The following is a 21,013-nucleotide window of genomic DNA, read 5'->3' as shown; positions in this document are numbered from 1 at the left end:
GCGTTCTGCCATAATCGCCACGATACAATCGGCTCCCACACCTTGCTCGCGCAGCGTCCAGGCCAGCTGATTCGCCCGCGCATTCAACTCCGCATAGGTCAGCTGCTGATCTCCATACACCACCGCTACCGCATCTGGCGTCCGCTCTACCTGCGCTTCGAACAACCCATGAATGGTTGCTTCCCGCGGATATTCTGCCGCCGTGTCGTTAAATGCATGTAGCTGCTGCTTCTCTTCTGATGTGACCAACTCATACGAGCCAATACTCGCTTCCGGCTGCGCGATCATTTGGGACACGAGCTGCACGAAGTGCCTCAGGTATCGTTCCACCGTCTCCTCGTTGAACAGCGCGCGGCTGTATTCCAGCGTCAGCTGAAGTCCTGGCTCACGCTCCACCACATTCAGTGTGAAATCAAACTTCGTGGTCGGGTGGTTCAGTTCCACTGGATGAACCTCAACATTCACCAACTCAAAGCGCGTCTCTTCCATATTCTGCAGCACCAACATCGTGTCAAACAGCGGGTTACGACTTAGATCACGGCGTACGTTCAGCTTCTCTACGAGTTCCTCAAATGGATAGTCCGGATGCTCAAACGCGGCCAGCGTCTGCTCTTTCACTTCACGTACGAAGTCGATGAACCGCTTGTTCCCCGATGGAGCATTACGCAGTGCCAACGTGTTGACAAACATGCCGATCATTGGTTCCGTATCACCATGGGTCCGTCCCGACACCGGTGTGCCCACCACGATATCGGTCTGCCCGGTATACTTGTGCAGCCACACGTTATATGCCGCCAGCAGCACCATGTACAGCGTTGCTCCGGTCTCTGTCCCAATTCGCTTCAGCCCTTCGGCTACCTCCGCACTGATCTGTGTATGGACCTGCCCGCCTTCGCTACTTGATACCGCCGGACGGATCCGGTCGGTCGGCAGCTCCAGCACCGGCACTTCCTCCACATACGCCGACAGCCAGTACGCTTCATGTGCTTGCATCCGCTCCACCTCGAGCGTGCCCTGCTGCCAGACTGCGTAATCTTTGTACTGGATCCGCAGCGGCGCCAGTTCCTTCCCGGCATACGCCGCCAGGAAATCCGATACTAATATATTCATTGACACGCCGTCCGACACGATATGATGCATATCCCACAGTAGCCAATAGCGATCTTCTGCTAATCGCAGCAGCTCCGCCCGCAGCAGCGGTGCCTGATCCAGCACGAACGGTCGCACGAAGCGTCGGCTTAACTCGCGCGCTTCTGCTTCTTCTACTTCCCGGTATACCCACTCCAACGGCACGTCTTCATGCACCTGTTGCCTTGGTTCACCATCGATCCAGATGAACGATGTACGTAGGGATTCGTGACGAGCGATGACTGAATGAATCGCTTGCTCCAGTCGACCGGCATCCACCTTCCCGACCAGTTCGATCACACCTGGCATGTTATACCGTGTGCTCTCCAGTTCCATCTCATGCAGCACATACAACCGCCTCTGCGCCGACGATAGCGGGTACGATGCCTGCGTTGCCGCGGGCTCGATCCGGCCGTAGTCGCTTTCATCCAAGTTGCGCACATAGTCAGCCAATGCCTTCACTGTCGGTCGTGCGAACAACTCCCGCAGCGGCAGTTCCACTGCCAACTGCTGATGGATACGCGACACCAGCGTCACTGCTTTCAGGGAGTGACCGCCGCGCTCGAAGAACGAATCGCCGATACCGACCTCGTTGACCCCCAGCACCCCTGCGAATAGCTCCGCCAAGTGCGTTTCCAGCGCATCCCGCGGTGCTTCATAGGCTGCAGTGTACGCCTCCCCATCCGGGATCGGCAGCGCCTTGCGGTCCACCTTACCGTTAGTGTTAAGGGGAACGTTTTCCAATTCCACAAAGTGCGACGGGATCATGTAATCTGGCAGCTGTGTTGCTAAATGTTCCCGCAGTTCTGCAACGGGAACGACTTTATCGGTCACGACATACGCGCACAAATACGCCTCACCTTGCTCATCCTTCTGATCCATGACGACCGCTTCCCGGATATGTGCATGCGCCAGAAGTTGCGCCTCGATCTCACCGCATTCAATCCGGTAGCCGCGAATCTTCACTTGATGGTCCATCCGGCCTAAGTACTCCAGATTGCCGTCTGGCAACCATCTCGCCAAATCGCCCGTCCGGTACATCCGCGTTCCCGGCTCAAACGGGTTGTCGACGAATTTCTCCGCCGTCAGCTCTGGCCGATTGAGGTACCCTCGCGCCAGGCCGTCCCCCGAGATGCACAGTTCACCTGCGACACCCATCGGCTGCAACTGCCCCTGATCATCCACAATGTACAGCTGTGTATTAGCAATCGGCCCTCCGATAGTCACGCTCTGGTCAGCGGTCACTTCCCGCACTGCGGACCAAATCGTCGTCTCCGTCGGACCATACATATTGAACAGTGCCGCCTTGGATTTACTTTGCAAATCTGCTAGCAAATCGTCGGGCCATGCCTCTCCGCCGACCAGTACTTCCGTTACGCCTTCCAGCCATGCTTCGCAGCCCGCCGACAACAGCATCTTCAGGCGCGATGGCGTCATCTGTACCATGTCGATACCCTGGCGCTCAATTAGCCTCGCCAGCTGTTGCGGATCCTTCTGCTCTTCTTCGCTCGCTATCACGACCCGCATGCCTTGCGTAAACGCCAGCAGCGTCTCTACCACCGAGATGTCGAACGATAGCGTAGTTGCCAATAACATGGATTTGGTCGGAGCGAATGGGATCACTCCTGTCATCCCTGTCATGAAGTTAACCACAGAGCGGTGTTCTATCATAACCCCTTTTGGGTTCCCGGTTGTGCCGGATGTATAGATCAGATACGCCATATCGCTAGGCGTTGCGTGAAGCACAATATTCTCTTGGGTTGGTGTTTTCTCGGCTTCTGCCAAGTCCAGTACTGCACCCTCAAATCCACATGAATCCATGCCAGGGTCTGACAGCAGCACTACCGCACCGCTGTCTCTGAGCATATACCCGATGCGTTCAGCAGGCAGCGATGGGTCAATCGGCAGGTACGCCCCGCCGGCTTTCAAGATGCCATAGAGCCCGACCATCAGCTCCAGTGAGCGTTCTGCCATAATCGCCACGATACAATCGGCTCCCACACCTTGCTCGCGCAGCGTCCAGGCCAGCTGATTCGCCCGCGCATTCAACTCCGCATAGGTCAGCTGCTGATCTCCATACACCACCGCTACCGCATCTGGCGTCCGCTCTACCTGCGCTTCGAACAACCCATGAATGGTTGCTTCCCGCGGATATTCTGCCGCCGTGTCGTTAAATGCATGTAGCTGCTGCTTCTCTTCTGATGTGACCAACTCATACGAGCCAATACTCGCTTCCGGCTGCGCGATCATTTGGGACACGAGCTGCACGAAGTGCCTCAGGTATCGTTCCACCGTCTCCTCGTTGAACAGCGCGCGGCTGTATTCCAGCGTCAGCTGAAGTCCTGGCTCACGCTCCACCACATTCAGTGTGAAATCAAACTTCGTGGTCGGGTGGTTCAGTTCCACTGGATGAACCTCAACATTCACCAACTCAAAGCGCGTCTCTTCCATATTCTGCAGCACCAACATCGTGTCAAACAGCGGGTTACGACTTAGATCACGGCGTACGTTCAGCTTCTCTACGAGTTCCTCAAATGGATAGTCCGGATGCTCAAACGCGGCCAGCGTCTGCTCTTTCACTTCACGTACGAAGTCGATGAACCGCTTGTTCCCCGATGGCGCATTACGCAGTGCCAACGTGTTGACAAACATCCCAATCATCGGCTCTGTATCGCCATGGGTCCGTCCCGACACCGGCGTGCCCACCACGATATCGGTCTGCCCGGTATACTTGTGCAGCCACACGTTATATGCCGCCAGCAGCACCATGTACAGCGTTGCTCCGGTCTCTGTCGCAATTCGCTTCAGCCCTTCGGCTACCTCCGCACTGATCTGTGTATGGACCTGCCCGCCTTCGCTACTTGGTACCGCCGGACGGATCCGGTCGGTCGGCAGCTCCAGCACCGGCACTTCCTCCGCATACGCCGACAGCCAGTACGCCTCCTGCACTTTCATCCGCTCCACCTCGAGCGTGCCCTGCTGCCAGACTGCGTAATCTTTGTACTGGATCTGCAGCGGCGCCAGTTCCTTCCCGGCATACGCCGCCAGGAAATCCGATATTAAAATTCCCATTGACACGCCGTCCGACACGATATGATGCATGTCCCACAGCAGCCAGTAGCGATCTTCCGCCAATCGCAGCAACTCCGCCCGCAGCAGCGGTGCCTGATCCAGCACGAACGGTCGCACGAAGCGCCGGGTGAACTCGCGCGCTTCTGCTTCTTCTACTTCCCGGTATACCCACTCCAACGGCACGTCTTCATGCACCTGTTGCCTTGGTTCACCATTGATCCAGATGAACGATGTACGTAGGGATTCGTGACGGGCGATGACCGAACGAATCGCTTGTCCCAGCCGATCCGCATCCACCTGCCCAGTCAGTTCCACGACACCCGGCATATTGTAGCGCGTGCTCTCCGGTTCCATCTCATGCAGTACGTATAACCGCCGCTGCGCTGACGACAGCGGGTACGATGCCTGCGCTACCGCGGGTTCAATCCGGCCATAGTCGCTTTCATCCAAGTTGCGCACATAGTCAGCCAATGCCTTCACTGTCGGTCGTGCGAACAACTCCCGCAGCGGCAGTTCCACTGCCAACTGCTGATGGATACGCGACACCAGCGTCACTGCTTTCAGGGAGTGACCGCCGCGCTCGAAGAACGAATCACCGATACCAACCTCGTTGACCCCCAGCACCTCTGCGAATAGCTCTGCTAAGTGCGTCTCCAGCGCATCCCGCGGCGCTTCATAGGCTGCAGTGTACGCCTCCCCATCCGGGATCGGCAGCGCCTTGCGGTCCACCTTACCGTTAAGATTAAGGGGGATAATCTCCAATTCCACAAAGTGCGACGGGATCATGTAATCTGGCAGCTGGGCTGCCAAGTGTTCCCGCAGTTCTGCAACGGGAACCGTTTCATCACTTACAAGATACGCGCATAAGTACGCCTCGTCTTGCTCATCCTTCCGGTCCATGACGACCACTTCCCGGATATGCGCATGTGCCAGAAGCTGCGCCTCAATCTCTCCACACTCGATCCGGTAGCCGCGGATCTTCACCTGCTGATCCATCCGGCCCAAATACTCCAAATTGCCGTCCGGCAACCATCTCGCCAAATCGCCCGTCCGGTACATTTTCGTCCCCGGCCTGAACGGGTTGTCGACGAATTTCTCCGCCGTCAGCTCCGGCTGGTTCACATATCCACGGGCCAGACCGTCACCTCCGATGCACAGCTCACCTGCCACACACATCGGCTGTAGTTGCCTCTTACCATCCACAATGTACAACTGTGTATTCGCGATAGGCTTGCCTATTGGCACAGCCACTTCCGCAAAGGTTGAAGTACTATCGTAATATGTGACATCGACTGTCGCTTCTGTCGGCCCGTACAGGTTATGAAGCGTTGCTCCGCTTCCTTCCATCAACTTGTAGAAGCCTGTCACATGCTGCAGCTTTAGCGCTTCGCCGCTGGCAAAGACCTGGCGCAAGCTGCCCAGCTTTTCTTGGTGGAACACCTGGCCCGCTTGCTCCAAGAAGACGCTCAGCATTGATGGCACAAAATGCATCACCGTGACCCCATGCTGTTCAATGGTTTCGGCCAGTACCGCGGGATCTTTCTCTCCCTGCGGTGTAAGCATGCAGACCCGAGCCCCTGTCATGCCCCACCAGAACAGTTCCCACACCGACACGTCAAACGTAATCGGTGTCTTCTGCAAAATGACGTCTTGTTCTCCGATAGGGTAGCGATTCTGCATCCATTGGAGCCGGTTAATGACCGAACGATGCTCAATCATGACCCCTTTTGGCTTCCCTGTTGTCCCCGAGGTATAGATCACGTACGCCAAACTTCCAGAATTCTGCTCCAACGGCGGGTTGCTTTCGGATTGTGTTTGTCCCTCTAGTGCCAATTCAACGACGGCTCCTTCGAATCCGCATGGATCTAGGCCCGGCTCTAGCAGTAACACTACCGCGCCGCTGTCCCTAAGCATATACCCAATGCGCTCAGCAGGCAGCGATGGGTCAATCGGCAGGTACGCCCCCCCAGCTTTCAGGATGCCATAGAGCCCGACCATCAGCTCCAGTGAGCGTTCCGCCATAATTGCCACGATACACTCTGGTCCCACACCTTGCTCGCGCAGTGTCCACGCCAGCTGATTCGCCCGCGCGTTCAGCTCCGTATAGGTCAGCTGCTGTTCCCCGTACACAACCCCCACCGCATCCGGCGTCTTTGATACCTGGGCCTCAAACAATTGGTGTAACATCTTCTCTGTTTCATATGGTATAGCCGTCAGGTTTCGTTCATATAGCATCGCTTGCCGTTCCCTAGCTGTCATCAAGTGCTCCATCGACAAGTATTCCATCTCTTCATTACAAAGCGCTTCCAGAATGCGTTCGTACCAATTAAATGCCATTTCGATCTCTCGATCATCAAAATAGATTGATGCGTATTTGATCTGCATGTTCAAGTTCTGATGGGTTTGGGATACTTCTAGGTCCAGCAACGTATTTGTCATTTCGTTTGCTTCCAAGTTCAAAGCCGTCTCTGATACCAACTCGTGTCCCGGTCTCATCTCCTTCAGCACATGAAAATCCGTATAATTAAACATCGTATCAAAGATCGGGTTGACTGACAGGCCTGACACTTCGCCAATCGCATCCGCGATATCAACCAAAACCAATTCATGCGCCTTCATTTGCTTAAGCTCCTGTTTCGTACGATTCACGAGTTCCCTCTTGACTACCTGACGCGTGACTTCCATGCGGATCGGCACCGTATTAACAAAACAGCCCAACACTTTGTCCGCATCCTCGATAGCCGGCCGGTCGTGACTTACCACACCTGTTACAACCTCTTCATCCGTTGTCAAGATGCCCAGCAAATATACATGAGCGCTTAAACACAGCTCCTTAACCGTACACCCGTAAAGCTTCGCCTGTCGCTTCAAAGATCCAAGCAGCGTACTTTTTAGCTGCCTGCGGTATATTTTGCTAGCCGCTCCGCGTTCTTTCTTCTTGCTCTCATAGTTAAACGGTAGTTTGTTTCGGGTATACCCCGCCATTTTATTGATCCAATATTGCCGACTTTCTTCATCGCTTTCCCGGAACCGGTTTATGGCCACATAGTCTTTGTAAGTACTTTGCAGCGGCTTGCCCTCGCTCCACTTTCCCTGCAGCAGTTGCTGATAAATGTCTCCAGCCTCTTGTCGGAAGGATGCCACACTCCAGCCGTCCAGAATCGCATGGTGGAATGTAGACACCATGCCATAATCATGCTGGGCATTGAGCCGGAACAAGTGCACTCGCCATAGCACCTCCCCGTCAAACCTGAACAAGTTGCGCTGGTCTTGTTCAATATACCTGCGGATGATGCTCTCTTGCTCCTTCTGGTGATGGGAGCTAACATCTTCAATTGATAATACAGGCGCAATCCGGTCGTGTACAATCTGGACCTCTTCTTCGAAATGCGTAAGATCGAAGGTGGTGCGCAGGATCGGATGCTTATCCGATAACCGTTGCAGTGCCTCTGCAAACCTAGCTGGTGACTCGATCTTGAGCTGAAATATAAATTGATCATAGTAAATGGGCTCCTCCGGCCGCAATCTCGAGTAGAACACCATGCTCTGCTGAATTTTGCTAAGCGGGTACACATCCTCCCAACTACCCGGCAGGTGCTTTGCTTGTTCCGGGTCATCCATAATGCGCCACTTCATCTGCGCCAGCATTTCATGCCCCTGCTCAAGCTGCCGGTTCGGCTTACGCTCTTGCCCCAACAGCTCAGCCAACTCTGCGATGGTCTGACGCAGATACAATTCTTTTAACAACAAGTCTGCTTCCATCTCCCGATTTATCCGGCTTATTAGGCGGATCGCCTTAATTGAATCACCGCCGAGCACAAAGAAGTTATCATGGATGCCAATTTGCTTTACCTCCAACACATCCTGCCAAACTCCTGCCAATTGTTGCTGTCCCGGCGTGCTTGGCGCTTCATAAACAATACCTGTATGCGCCGCTTCTGGCACCGGCAATGCCTTGCGGTCCAACTTGCCGTTGGTGGTGATTGGAATGGTGCCCAATTTAACAAAATAAGATGGGATCATGTAGTCTGGCAACTGTACCGCCAGGTACGCCCGCAGTTCAGGGACCGGAATTACTTCATCGCTCACAAAGTACGCGCACAAGTACGCCTGGCCTTGCTCATCCTTCCTATCGACGACGACCGCTTCGCGGATATGTACATGCGTCAGAAGCTGCGCCTCAATCTCTCCGCACTCGATTCGGTAGCCCCGGATCTTCACTTGCTGGTCTATCCGGCCTAAATACTCTAAGTTCCCATCCGGTTGCCATCTCGCCAGATCACCCGTACGGTACATCCTTGTCCCCGGATTAAAAGGGTTGTCGATGAATTTCTCTGCTGTCAGCTCCGGCCGATTGAGGTACCCCCGGGCTAGTCCATCGCCCGCGATACATAGTTCACCCGCGATGCCTATCGGCTGCAGCTGCTGCCCTTCACCAAAAACATAAGCACTCAACGTCGGAAGCGGCTTGCCAATGTTGTTGATACCACTTGCGATTTCCACATCACCCAGCTTCCTGTAAGTCACATGCACGGTCGTTTCCGTGATTCCATACATATTGACTAAATCCGTATTTGGATACTTCCTGCGCCATGCCCACAATTGCCGCGGCGCCAGCGCTTCTCCGCCAAAGATTACAGTACGCACGCACAGTCCCGCGTCCGCCTCGTCCATCTCCCGTTGCGACAACGCATAAAACGCACTCGGTGTCTGGTTCAACACCGTTACCCGCTCTTGCCGTAGCAGTTGCACCATCTGCTCGGGATCTCTCGCCGTCATCAGTGGTACAATTACCAACTTCCCTCCATACAGCAGCGCTCCGTACATTTCCCATACCGAGAAGTCGAAGCAATACGAGTGATATAACGTCCACACGTCTTGGTCTCTAAAATCAAACACCATCTGGTCATTGAACAGGAGCCGTACCACGTTACGGTGTGTAGTCATTGATCCTTTCGGCTTTCCGCTCGTCCCGGAGGTATAGATCACGTAGGCCAAGTGAACTGGAGTCACTATATGTGGTGGATTCTCTGCTGGCGACGAAGTCGTTTCTTCGACAAAGACCCAGTTTCCCTTAAACGATATCTCCTCTGTCCGGAGCTTGACGGCATAAGTTGTCACTAGCCACTTCGCTCCGCTGTCCCTTAGCGTATAGGTAATTCGCTCGGCTGGATAATCTGGATCGATTGGTATATATGCACCGCCGGCTTTCAAGATACCCAGTAGCCCGACAATCATCTCTACCGAACGGTCCATCAGGATGGCCACAATCTGGTCTGGCCCCACACCTTGCTCGCGCAGCGTCCACGCCAGCTGATTCGCCCGTGCATTCAACTCCGCATAGGTCAGCTGCTGATCTCCATACGCCACCGCTACCGCATCTGGCGTCCGCTCCACCTGCGCTTCAAACAGCCCGTGAATCGTTGCTTCCCGCGGATATTCCGCCGCTGTGTCGTTGAATTCGTGCAGTAATTGCTGTTTCTCCTCTGGCGTAACCAGCTCATACGTTCCAATTCTTGCTTCCGGCCGTACTGTGATTTGGGACAACAGCTGCACATAGTGCATTAGGTACCGCTTGGCTGTCGCCTCGTTAAACAGCGCGCTGCTGTATTCCAGCCACAACTGTATTCCTTGATTTTCCTCCGTAATATTTAGGAGCAGATCAAATTTCGTCGTCGAATGATGGAGTTCGACCGAACGAACGTCTACACCCTCCAGCTGCAAAGAGGCTTGCTCCATGTTCTGCAGCACCAGCATCGTATCAAACAACGGGTTGCGGCCCAGATCACGACGCACATCCAGCTTCTCCACCAGTTCCTCAAACGGATAGTCCTGATGGTCAAATGCCGCCAGTGTCCGTTCCTTCACTTCACCCACAAAGTCCATGAAGCGCTTCTCCCCCGACGGCGCGTTACGCAGCGCCAGCGTATTCACGAACATCCCAATCATCGGTGCCATATCCTCATGCGTCCGTCCGGCCACCGGGGTCCCGACCACCATGTCCGTCTGCCCAGTATACTTGTGCAGCCACACGTTGTACGCCGCCAGCAGTACCATATACAGCGTTGCTCCCGTTTCATCCGCGATTCGTTTCAGCCCTTCTACGGTCTTGGCATTCACTTCCGTATGGACTTGTCCGCCTTCACTGCTTGGCACCGATGGTCGCGTCCGGTCGGTCGGCAGTTCCAATACCGGCACTTCCTCGGCGTAGACCGACAGCCAATACGCTTCATGTGCCTGCATCCGCTCCACCTCAAGCGTGCTCTGCTGCCACACGGCGTAGTCCTTGTACTGAATCCGCAGCGGTGTCAGTTCCTCTCCGGCATATGCCGATAGGAAGTCTGACACCACCAGGGTCATCGACACCCCGTCTGACACAATATGATGCATGTCCCACACCAGCCAGTAGCGATCTTCCGCCATTCGCAGCAGTGCAGCTCGGAGTAACGGTGCCTGTTCCAAAGAGAATGGTCGCACGAACCGCTCACTGAACTCCCATGCTTCTGCTTCGTCTACTTCCCGGTAGACCCATTCCAACGGCACGTCTTCATGCACCTGTTGTCTGGGTTCGCCATCTACCCAGATAAACGACGTACGTAGGGATTCGTGACGATGGATGATCGAACGAATCGCTTGTTCCAGTCGATCTGCATCGACCTTGCCGGCGAGTTCTACGACACCCGGCATATTATACCGCGTGCTCTCCGGCTCCATCTCGTGCAGTACGGCCAACCGCCGCTGTGCTGACGACAACGGGTACGATGTCTGTATTGCTGCGGGTTCAATTCGGCCGTAGTCCCTTTGTTCTGCCCAGCGTATATAGTCGGCCAGCGCCTTTACTGTCGGCCGCGCAAACAGCTCTCGCAGTGGCAGCTCCACCGCCAGCTGCTGATGCACGCGCGACACCAAGGTCACTGCTTTCAGCGAGTGTCCTCCGCGCGCGAAGAATGAGTCACCAATCCCTATCTCGCTTACGCTCAGCACTTCCGCAAATAGCTCCGCCAAGTGCCTTTCCAGTGCATCCCGCGGCGCTTCATAGCTTTCCGTGTACCCTTCCCGATCTGGCGCTGGCAGCGCCTTGCGGTCCACCTTACCGTTGCTGGTAAGTGGAATCGTCTCCAGCTCCACAAAGTAAGACGGGATCATATAGTCCGGCAGCTGGGCTGCCAAGTGTTCCCGTAGCTCGGGTACCGGCATCACTTTGTCACTCACAAGGTACGCGCACAGGTATGCCTCGCCTTGTTCATCCTTCCGGTCCATGACGACCGCTTCCCGGATCTGGGCATGGGTCAAAAGCTGCGCCTCGATCTCCCCACACTCGATCCGGTAGCCCCGGATCTTCACTTGATGGTCCATCCGGCCTAAGTATTCTACGTTCCCATCCGGCAGCCACCTTGCCAGATCCCCTGTCCGATACATTTTCGTCCCCGGCTCAAACGGGTTGTCGACGAACTTCTCCGCCGTCAGCTCCGGCTGGTTAAAGTACCCCCGCGCCAATGCATCTCCCGCGATGTACAACTCACCTAACACACCGATCGGTTGGAGTTGTAACTGGTCATTCACAATGTACAGCTGTGTATTGGCCAGTGGTTTACCGATTGGTATAGCTGTTTTCATGTGAGAGGACATGCAGTCAAAATAGGAAACTTCGGCCGCTTCCGTTGGCCCATACAGGTTGTGAAGCGTTGCTCCACTTCCTTCCAATAGCTTATAAAAACCGGTCACATGCTGCGGCTTTAGTGCCTCGCCGCTGGCAAAGACCCGCCGCAAGCTGCCCAGCTTTTCTTGGTGGAATACTTGGCCCGCTTGCTCCAGGAAGACGCTCAGCATTGATGGTACAAAATGCATTACTGTAACCCCATGCCGCTCAATGGTTTTGGCCAGTACTACGGGATCTTTCTCTCCCTGCGGCGCAAGCATGCAGATCCGGGATCCGGTCGTGCCCCACCAGAACAGCTCCAATACCGAAGCATCAAATGTGATTGGCGTCTTCTGCAACAGGACATCTTGCTCCCCAATAGGGTAACAATGTTGCATCCATTGCAGCCTGTTAATGACTGAACGGTGACCCATCATCACCCCTTTCGGGTTCCCTGTTGTCCCTGAGGTGTAGATCACGTAAGCCAAACTATCAGAATCCTGCTCTAACGGCGGGTTGCTTTCAGATTGCCCTTGCCCTTGAGGTGTCAATTCGACAACGGCTCCTTCGAATCCGCATGAATCCATGCCAGAATCTAACAGCAGTACTAGCGCACCGCTGTCTCTGAGCATATACCCGATGCGTTCAGCAGGCAGCGATGGGTCAATCGGCAGGTACGCCCCGCCGGCTTTCAAGATGCCATAGAGCCCGACCATCAGCTCCAGTGAGCGTTCTGCCATAATCGCCACGATACACTCTGGCCCCACACCTTGCTCGCGCAGCGTCCACGCCAGCTGATTCGCCCGCGCATTCAACTCCGCATAGGTCAGCTGCTGATCTCCATACGCCACCGCTACCGCATCTGGCGTCCGCTCCACCTGCGCTTCAAACAACCCGTGAATCGTTGCTTCCCGCGGATATTCCGCCGCTGTGTCGTTGAATCCGTGCAGCAATTGCTGTTTCTCCTCTGGCGTAACCAGCGCTATCGATCCCACCGGCCGCTCTGCATTCGCCAGCATGTCCTGTGCAATCTCTCGGATATGCCCCTCCATTCGACGGATGAACGCTCCCTCGTATACCTTGGCGTTATACCGGAATTCAATCGACAACGCTTCCCCCGGGGATATCACGACTGTGAGGTCATAATTAGTCTGTTCGTATATGTCGATGTCACGAATCCTAAATCCAGCTTCGTCTGTCTCTCCTGCTTGCCCGATCGCTTCGGCAACCGGATAGTTCTCGAATACCAAAATGTGGTCAATTAGATCTTGCTTCATTGAGCTCAGCCCTTGAATCTCATACAATGGATAATGGCTATGAGGTTCTGACCCCAGCGCCGCATCCTGTACCTGCTGCAGCAACGTCATTACGCTCTGATCGGAAGAGCTTCTAATCCGCACTGGTATCGTGTTGATAAACAGGCCTATCATCCGCTCTATTCCAGGTACTTCGGCCGATCTTCCCGATACAACTGCTCCAAAAACCACATCTTCGCTCTGGTTGTACTTTTGCAGTAGCAGTCCCCAGATCGTTTGTATCACCGTGTTTAGCGTCACTTGGGCCTGGCGTGCCACCTGCTCCAGCCCTTGGGTGAGCTCCCGATCCAGACGGAAGACATGCCCCTCCAGTTCAATTCCTCTTTGTTCTGCTTTCCCCGACGTTCGCGACACAATTGCCTGATGCTCATAGTTTACCAAGTACTGGCTCCAGTATTGCCGCGCTGCTTCCTTGTCCTGTTTTTCAATCCACTGCATGTATCGGCTAAATTGTATTGGTGTATCAAGTCGATTTGACTGATTAGTCATTAAGGAGTGATAAATATGTGTGAATTCTTGCATAAGAATACTTACACACCAACCATCCATTAGGATATGGTGGAAGCTCCAAATCATTATGTATGAATTGGATTCTTTTTTTAGAACTGCTAATCGAATCAAAGGCCCTCTCAATAAGTTAAAACCCTCATCACGATCTTTCAATTTATAATTGTTTATATAAATAGACTTTTCACTTTCACTTAGCTGAGAAATATCTTCGAAATTCAAGTCCGTATTTTTATTTTTCAATACAACTTGAACAGATTTCTTCACCTTTTCCCAGACAAAGATGGTTCGAAGTATATCGTATCGTTCAATCAGCTTCGCAAATGTCTGATTAACTAGGGTCTCATTCAAATCACCTTCAAGCTCCAAGGTATATTGTTCAAAATACTCGTTTGATTTTTGAAACATCGAATGAAATAACATACCTTCTTGCATAGGCGTTAGATAATACATGTCTTTTATTGAATCTCTTCCTATACTCATATTTCCCTCCCGAACATTTAGTTTAGATACTTGGTCCTTATCCTCATATCCTCATTAATAAAAACGTTTGGGGGGATGTCTTTGCATCCTCCCCCAAACGTGTACTCGTTTTACCTAGTCTATTTGTTCAAGCAATGAGTAAATACTCTCAACTTCATCAATTTCTAATCCACTAGAACTAAAATCACTTGCAGTCTTTTCACTGTGTATCTGCTGGGTGCAGTGGGCGATTAGGCGGCGAAGCTGTTCTGCATAACGCGTCATCCAGCATTCTACCGTTTCTCGCCGGTACACCTCCGCTGCATATTCACACGTAAATACCAGCTCCCCATCAATCACCATCCCGTTCAAGCTCAGCTTGTACTCGCTCGGGCGGTTCGGGTCAATGCTGCTGCCTGTTCCGTATGCCGACGGTTCAAATACCCCCGTCGTCACATCCCAGTCGAACTGGCCCAAGTAGTTGAAGCAGATCTCCGGGTGAAGGGTAAACTCCAGCTCCTGCTTGTACTCCGCTGCCGTCAGGTATTTTAGCACGCCATACCCGAGTCCTTTGTTCGGCACCTTGCGCAGTTCTTCTTTCACCGTCTTGATACAGTCAGATATCTCCTCGCATGCTTCTAAATCCAGCAGTGTAGGTACCATGGTCGTAAACCAACCAACCGTACGGCTGACATCCAATGCTTCTCCAATCCCTTCCCGGCCATGCCCTTCTACGTCTACGATAAACCGATTCTCGCCGGTCCATTCCTGAAGCGCTAGGCCCAGCCCCGTTAGCAGGATATCGTTGATTTCCGTATTGTACGCCCGACCTACCTGGTTCAAGAGCTGTGACGTTTCCTCCCGTGAAAGCTGGATCGACACTGCTTCGGCGGTTTGACCATCATCAAGCCTTTCATCCGCCAGCAGGTCCGCAACCGGTGTCTGCTCGATTTTTCTCCAATAAGCAATTTCACCCAGCTGGACCTCACTGTTCGCATAGTGTGCCAGTGCCGCAGACCACGTTTGGAACGCGTCCGTCTTCTCAGGAAAGCTAATCGCCTCCCCTCGCTGCGCCTGCTCATACCCGGTTTGCACATCTTCAAACAGGATCCGCCACGACACCCCGTCCACCATCAGATGGTGAATCACGATCAGCAGATGATCGCCTTCATCGGTCTTCATCAGCCCCAGGCGCATCAATGGCCCCTGCTCCAGATGCAATGCCCGTTGCAGGCGATCAGTTTCCGCGACGATTCGCGTATCCACGGCGGGTTCGCCACGCAAGTCGGTCACATCCAGACTAACACTTGCCTCTGCCAGACCATGGTTCCACTGCACGAGACCCAGTGCTTCTTCGCGGTACCTCATTCGCAACGCATCGTGATGTGCAATAATCCGTTCAAACACACGCCGCAGGATGCCTTCGTCGAATCCGTCCCGGCGGTGTAACATGACCGCCTGGTTATAATGGTGCGGCAGCTGCGGCGACCGATCCAACAATCTTTGCTGGATCGGCGTTAATTCCACTTCACCTTCTATCAGACCCTGATCAATCTGGCGGGTCAGCGGCTGCACATGCGAGCTCAATTCCAGAATCGTCGGATACCGGAAGAGATCCCGGATTACCAGGTGCAACTGATGGCCTCGCAGCCGTGCTACAATCTGAACGGCTTTGATCGAATCCCCGCCCAGTTCAAAGAAGTTGTCTTGTATCCCGACTTGTTCAATCTGAAGTACGTCCTGCCATATCGTGACCAGTTCCGCCTCTGTCTTGCTGCGCGGCGAGAGGTATTCCCTTGCCCCCTGCACCAATCCTTGCGGCGCGGGCAGCGCCTTGCGGTCCACCTTACCGTTGCTACTAAGTGGAATGTTCTCCAGCTCCACAAAGTAAGACGGGATCATATACTCTGGCAGCTGGGCTGCCAAGTGTTCCCGTAGCTCAATCACTGGGGCAGCTTCATCACTTACAAGGTACGCGCACAAGTACGCCTGGCTTTGCTCATCCTCGCGAGCCAACACAACGACTTCGCGGATATGTGCATGCGTCAAAAGCTGCGCCTCTACCTCTCCACACTCGATCCGATAGCCCCGGATCTTCACTTGATGATCCATCCGGCCCAAGTACTCCAGATTGCCATTAGGCAACCATCTTGCCAAATCCCCCGTTCGGTACATCCGCGTTCCCGGCTCAAACGGGTTGTCGACGAATTTCTCCGCTGTCAGCTCTGGCCGATTGAGGTACCCTCGCGCCAGACCGTCCCCCGAGATGCACAGTTCACCTGCGACACCCATCGGCTGCAACTGCCCCTGATCATCCACAATGTACAGCTGTGTATTAGCAATCGGCCCTCCGATAGTCACGCTCTGTTCAGTCGTCACTTCCCGCACTGCGGACCAAATCGTCGTCTCCGTCGGACCATACATATTGAACAGTGCCGCCTTGGATTTATTTTGAAAATCTGCTAGCAAATCGTCGGGCCATGCCTCTCCGCCGACCAGTACCTCCGTCACGCCTTCCAGCCATGCTTCGCAGCCCGCCGATAACAGCATCTTCAGGCGCGATGGCGTCATCTGCACCATGTCGATACCCTGGCGCTCAATTAGCCTCGCCAGCTGCTGCGGATCCTTCTGCTCTTCTTCGCTCGCTATCACGACTCGCATGCCTTGCGTGAACGCCAGCAGCGTCTCTACCACCGAGATGTCGAACGACAGCGTCGTCGCAGATAAAATTGACTTCGCGAGAGTAAAGGGAATCAATTGTCCCATCCCTGCAATAAAATTAACAACTGAACGATGCTCAATCATGACCCCTTTCGGGTTCCCGGTGGTTCCCGAGGTATAGATCACATACGCCAAATGCCCCGAATCCAGATTTAGCGGCGGATTGACCTCGGATGGTGCTTCTCCTCCAGGGTTCAACTCGATGACCGTACCTTCAAATCCGTATGGATCCAGGCCAGGTTGAACTAGCAGCACTACCGCGTTGCTGTCCCTAAGCATATACCCAATGCGTTCCGCAGGCAGCAATGGATCAATCGGTACATAGGCCCCGCCGGCCTTCAAGATACCGTAAAGCCCGACCATCAGTTCCAGCGAGCGTTCCGCCATAATGGCTACCATTCGGTCTGGCCCTACACCTTGCTCCCGCAGCGTCCACGCCAGCTGATTCGCCCGCGCGTTCAGCTCCGTATAGGTCAACTGCTGATCTCCGTATACCACCGCTACTGCATCCGGTGTCCGCTCCACCTGGGCTTCGAACAGTTCGTGAATCGTTGCTTCCCGCGGATATTCCGCCGCTGTGTCGTTGAATCCGTGCAGCAGTTGCTGTTTCTCCTCTGGTGTGACCAGCTCATACGTTCCAATCCTTGCCTCCGGCTGTACTGTGATTTGGGACACCAGCTGCACAAAGTGCCTCAGGTATCGTTCCACCGTCTCCTCGTTGAACAGCGCGCGGCTGTATTCCAGCGTCAGCTGAAGTCCTGGCTCACGCTCCACCACATTCAGTGTGAAATCAAACTTCGTGGTCGGGTGGTTCAGTTCCACTGGATGAACCTCAACATTCACCAACTCAAAGCGCGTCTCTTCCATATTCTGCAGCACCAACATCGTGTCAAACAGCGGGTTACGACTTAGATCACGGCGTACGTTCAGCTTCTCTACGAGTTCCTCGAATGGATAGTCCGGATGCTCAAACGCGGCCAGCGTCTGCTCTTTCACTTCACGTACGAAGTCGATGAACCGCTTGTTCCCCGATGGCGCGTTACGCAGTGCCAACGTGTTGACAAACATGCCGATCATTGGTTCCGTATCGCCATGGGTCCGTCCCGACACCGGTGTGCCCACCACGATATCGGTCTGCCCGGTATACTTGTGCAGCCACACGTTATATGCCGCCAGCAGCACCATGTACAGCGTTGCTCCGGTCTCTCTCCCAATTCGCTTCAGCCCTTCGGCTACCTCCGCACTGATCTGTGTATGGACCTGCCCGCCTTCGCTACTTGATACCGCCGGACGGATCCGGTCGGTCGGCAGCTCCAGCACCGGCACTTCCTCCACATACGCCGACAGCCAGTACGCTTCATGTGCTTGCATCCGCTCCACCTCGAGCGTGCCCTGCTGCCAGACTGCGTAATCTTTGTACTGGATCCGCAGCGGCGCCAGTTCCTTCCCGGCATACGCCGCCAGGAAATCCGATACTAATATATTCATTGACACGCCGTCCGACACGATATGATGCATATCCCACAGTAGCCAATAGCGATCTTCTGCTAATCGCAGCAGCTCGGCTCGCAACAACGGCGCTTGATCCAGCACGAACGGACGTACGAAGCGCCGCATGTATTCCTGCGCCTGAGCTTCTTCTACATCCCGACATTCCCAGTCCAGTGTCACGTCTTCATGCACCTGTTGCCTTGGTTCACCGTCAATCCAGATAAACGATGTGCGCAACGACTCGTGACGATGGATGACCGAACGAATCGCTTGTTCCAGTCGATCTGCATCGACCTTGCCGGCGAGTTCTACGATATCCGGCATGTTGTACCGCGTGCTCTCTAGCTCCATCTCGTGCAGTACAGCCAATCGCCGCTGCGCCGATGACAATGGATACGTGGACTGCGGCGCCGCTGGCTCAATCCGGCCATAGTCGCTTTCATCCAAGTTGCGCACATAGTCAGCCAATGCCTTCACTGTTGGTCGCGCGAACAACTCCCGCAGGGGCAGCTCCACCGCCAGTTGCTGATGGATACGCGACACCAGCGTCACTGCTTTCAGCGAGTGACCGCCGCGCTCGAAGAACGAATCACCGATACCGACCTCGTTGACCCCCAGCACCCCTGCGAACAGCTCCACCAATTGCGTCTCCAGCGCATCCCGCGGCGCTTCATAGCTTTGGGTGTATGCTTCCCGATCCGGTATCGGCAGCGCCTTGCGGTCCACCTTACCGTTAAGGTTAAGGGGAATGTTCTCCAGCTCCACAAAGTGCGACGGGATCATATAGTCCGGCAGCTGTGCCGCCAGATGTTCCCGCAGTTCTGCAACCGGAACCGTTTCAGCACTTACAAGATATGCGCACAAGTACGCATCGCCTAGCTCATCCTTCTGATCCATGACGACCACTTCACGGATATGCGCATGTGCCAGAAGCTGCGCCTCAATCTCTCCACACTCGATCCGGTAGCCCCGGATCTTCACCTGATGATCGATCCGACCCAAGTACTCCAGATTTCCGTCCGGCAACCATCTCGCCAAATCGCCCGTCCGGTACATCCGTGTTCCCGGCTCAAACGGGTTGTCGACGAATTTCTCCGCCGTCAGCTCCGGCTGGTTCACGTATCCGCGGGCCAGACCGTCCCCTGCGATACATAGTTCCCCCGCGACACCCATCGGCTGCAGCTGACGATGATCATTCACAATGTACAGCTGCGTATTCGCAATCGGCTTGCCGATCGGCACTGCATCTTCCGCAAAGGTGGAAGCACTGTCGTAATACGTGACTTCGACTGTCGCTTCCGTCGGCCCGTACAAGTTGTGAAGTGTTGCTTTGCTTCCCTCCACGAGCTTATAAAAACCGGTCACATGCTGCGGCTTCAACGCTTCCCCACTGGCAAAGACGCGGCGCAAGCTGCTGAGTTGCTCTCGGTTAGAGGCATCTCCAGCCTGCTCCAGGAAGACGCTCAGCATCGACGGTACAAAATGCATTACTGTAACCCCATGACGCTCAATGGTTTCCGCTAGTACCGCTGGATCTTTCTCTCCCTGCGGTGCAAGCATACAGACCCGAGCCCCCGTCATGCCCCACCAGAACAATTCCCACACCGACACGTCAAACGTAATCGGTGTCTTCTGCAAGAGAACGTCCTGCTCTCCCATTGGGTAGCGATGCTGCATCCACTGCAGACGGTTGATGACGGAACGATGCTCAATCATAACCCCTTTCGGGTTCCCGGTGGTCCCCGAGGTATAGATCACGTACGCCAAACTGTCAGAATCCTGCTCTAACGGCGGGTTACTTTCCGATTGTGTTTGTCCCTGAGGTGCCAATTCGACGACAGCCCCTTCAAATCCGCATGGATCTTGGCCCGGATCTAGCAGCAGTACTGCCGTACCACTGTCTCTGAGCATATACCCGATGCGTTCCGCAGGCAGCGATGGATCAATCGGCAGGTACGCCCCTCCAGCTTTCAGGATGCCATAGAGCCCGACCATTAGCTCCAGTGAGCGTTCCGCCATAATCGCCACGATACATTCTGCTCCCACACCGTGCTCGCGCAGCGTCCACGCTAGCCGATTCGCCCGCGCGTTCAGCTCCGTATAGGTCAGCTGCTGATCCCCGTATACCACTGCCACCGCATCCGGCGTCTGCTCCACCTGGGCTTCAAACAGCCCGTGGATCGTTGCTTCCCGCGGATAATCCACCGCTGTGTCGTTAAATGCATGAAGCTGCTGCTTCTCTTCTGATGTGACCAACTCATACGAGTGAATACTCGCTTCCGGCTGTACTGTGATTTGGGACACTAGCTGTACAAAGTGCCTCAGGTACCGCTTGGCCGTCGCCTCGTTAAATAGCGCGCGGCTGTATTCCAGCATCAGCTGAAGTCCTGGTTCACGCTCCACCACATTGAGTGTGAAGTCAAATTTTGTTGTCAGGTGGCTCAGCTCAACCGGACGAACCTCTATGCCCGCCAGCTCCAAGGATGCTTGCTCCATGTTCTGCAGCACCAGCATCGTGTCAAACAACGGGTTGCGGCTCAGATCACGGCGCACATCCAGCTTCTCTACGAGTTCCTCGAACGGATAGTCCTGATGCTCAAACGCGGCCAGCGTGTGCTCTTTCACTTCGCCCACAAAGTCCAAGAATCGTTTCTCCCCCGACGGAGCGTTACGCAGC

Annotated in this window: 1 pseudogene (cut by both window edges); it reads right to left on the bottom strand. The window is 54.4% G+C overall.

Annotated features, from left to right (window positions below):
• Positions 1-21,013: pseudogene (locus QNO02_RS03320) on the bottom strand (non-ribosomal peptide synthase/polyketide synthase) (it extends past both window edges: 10,551 nt to the left, 19,010 nt to the right).

It is taken from the genome of Paenibacillus sp. PK1-4R (assembly GCF_030369595.1).
Taxonomy (GTDB): domain Bacteria; phylum Bacillota; class Bacilli; order Paenibacillales; family Paenibacillaceae; genus Paenibacillus.
The sequence above is the reverse complement of the archived record's forward strand: the minus strand, read 5'-3'. Positions and strand labels throughout refer to the sequence as shown.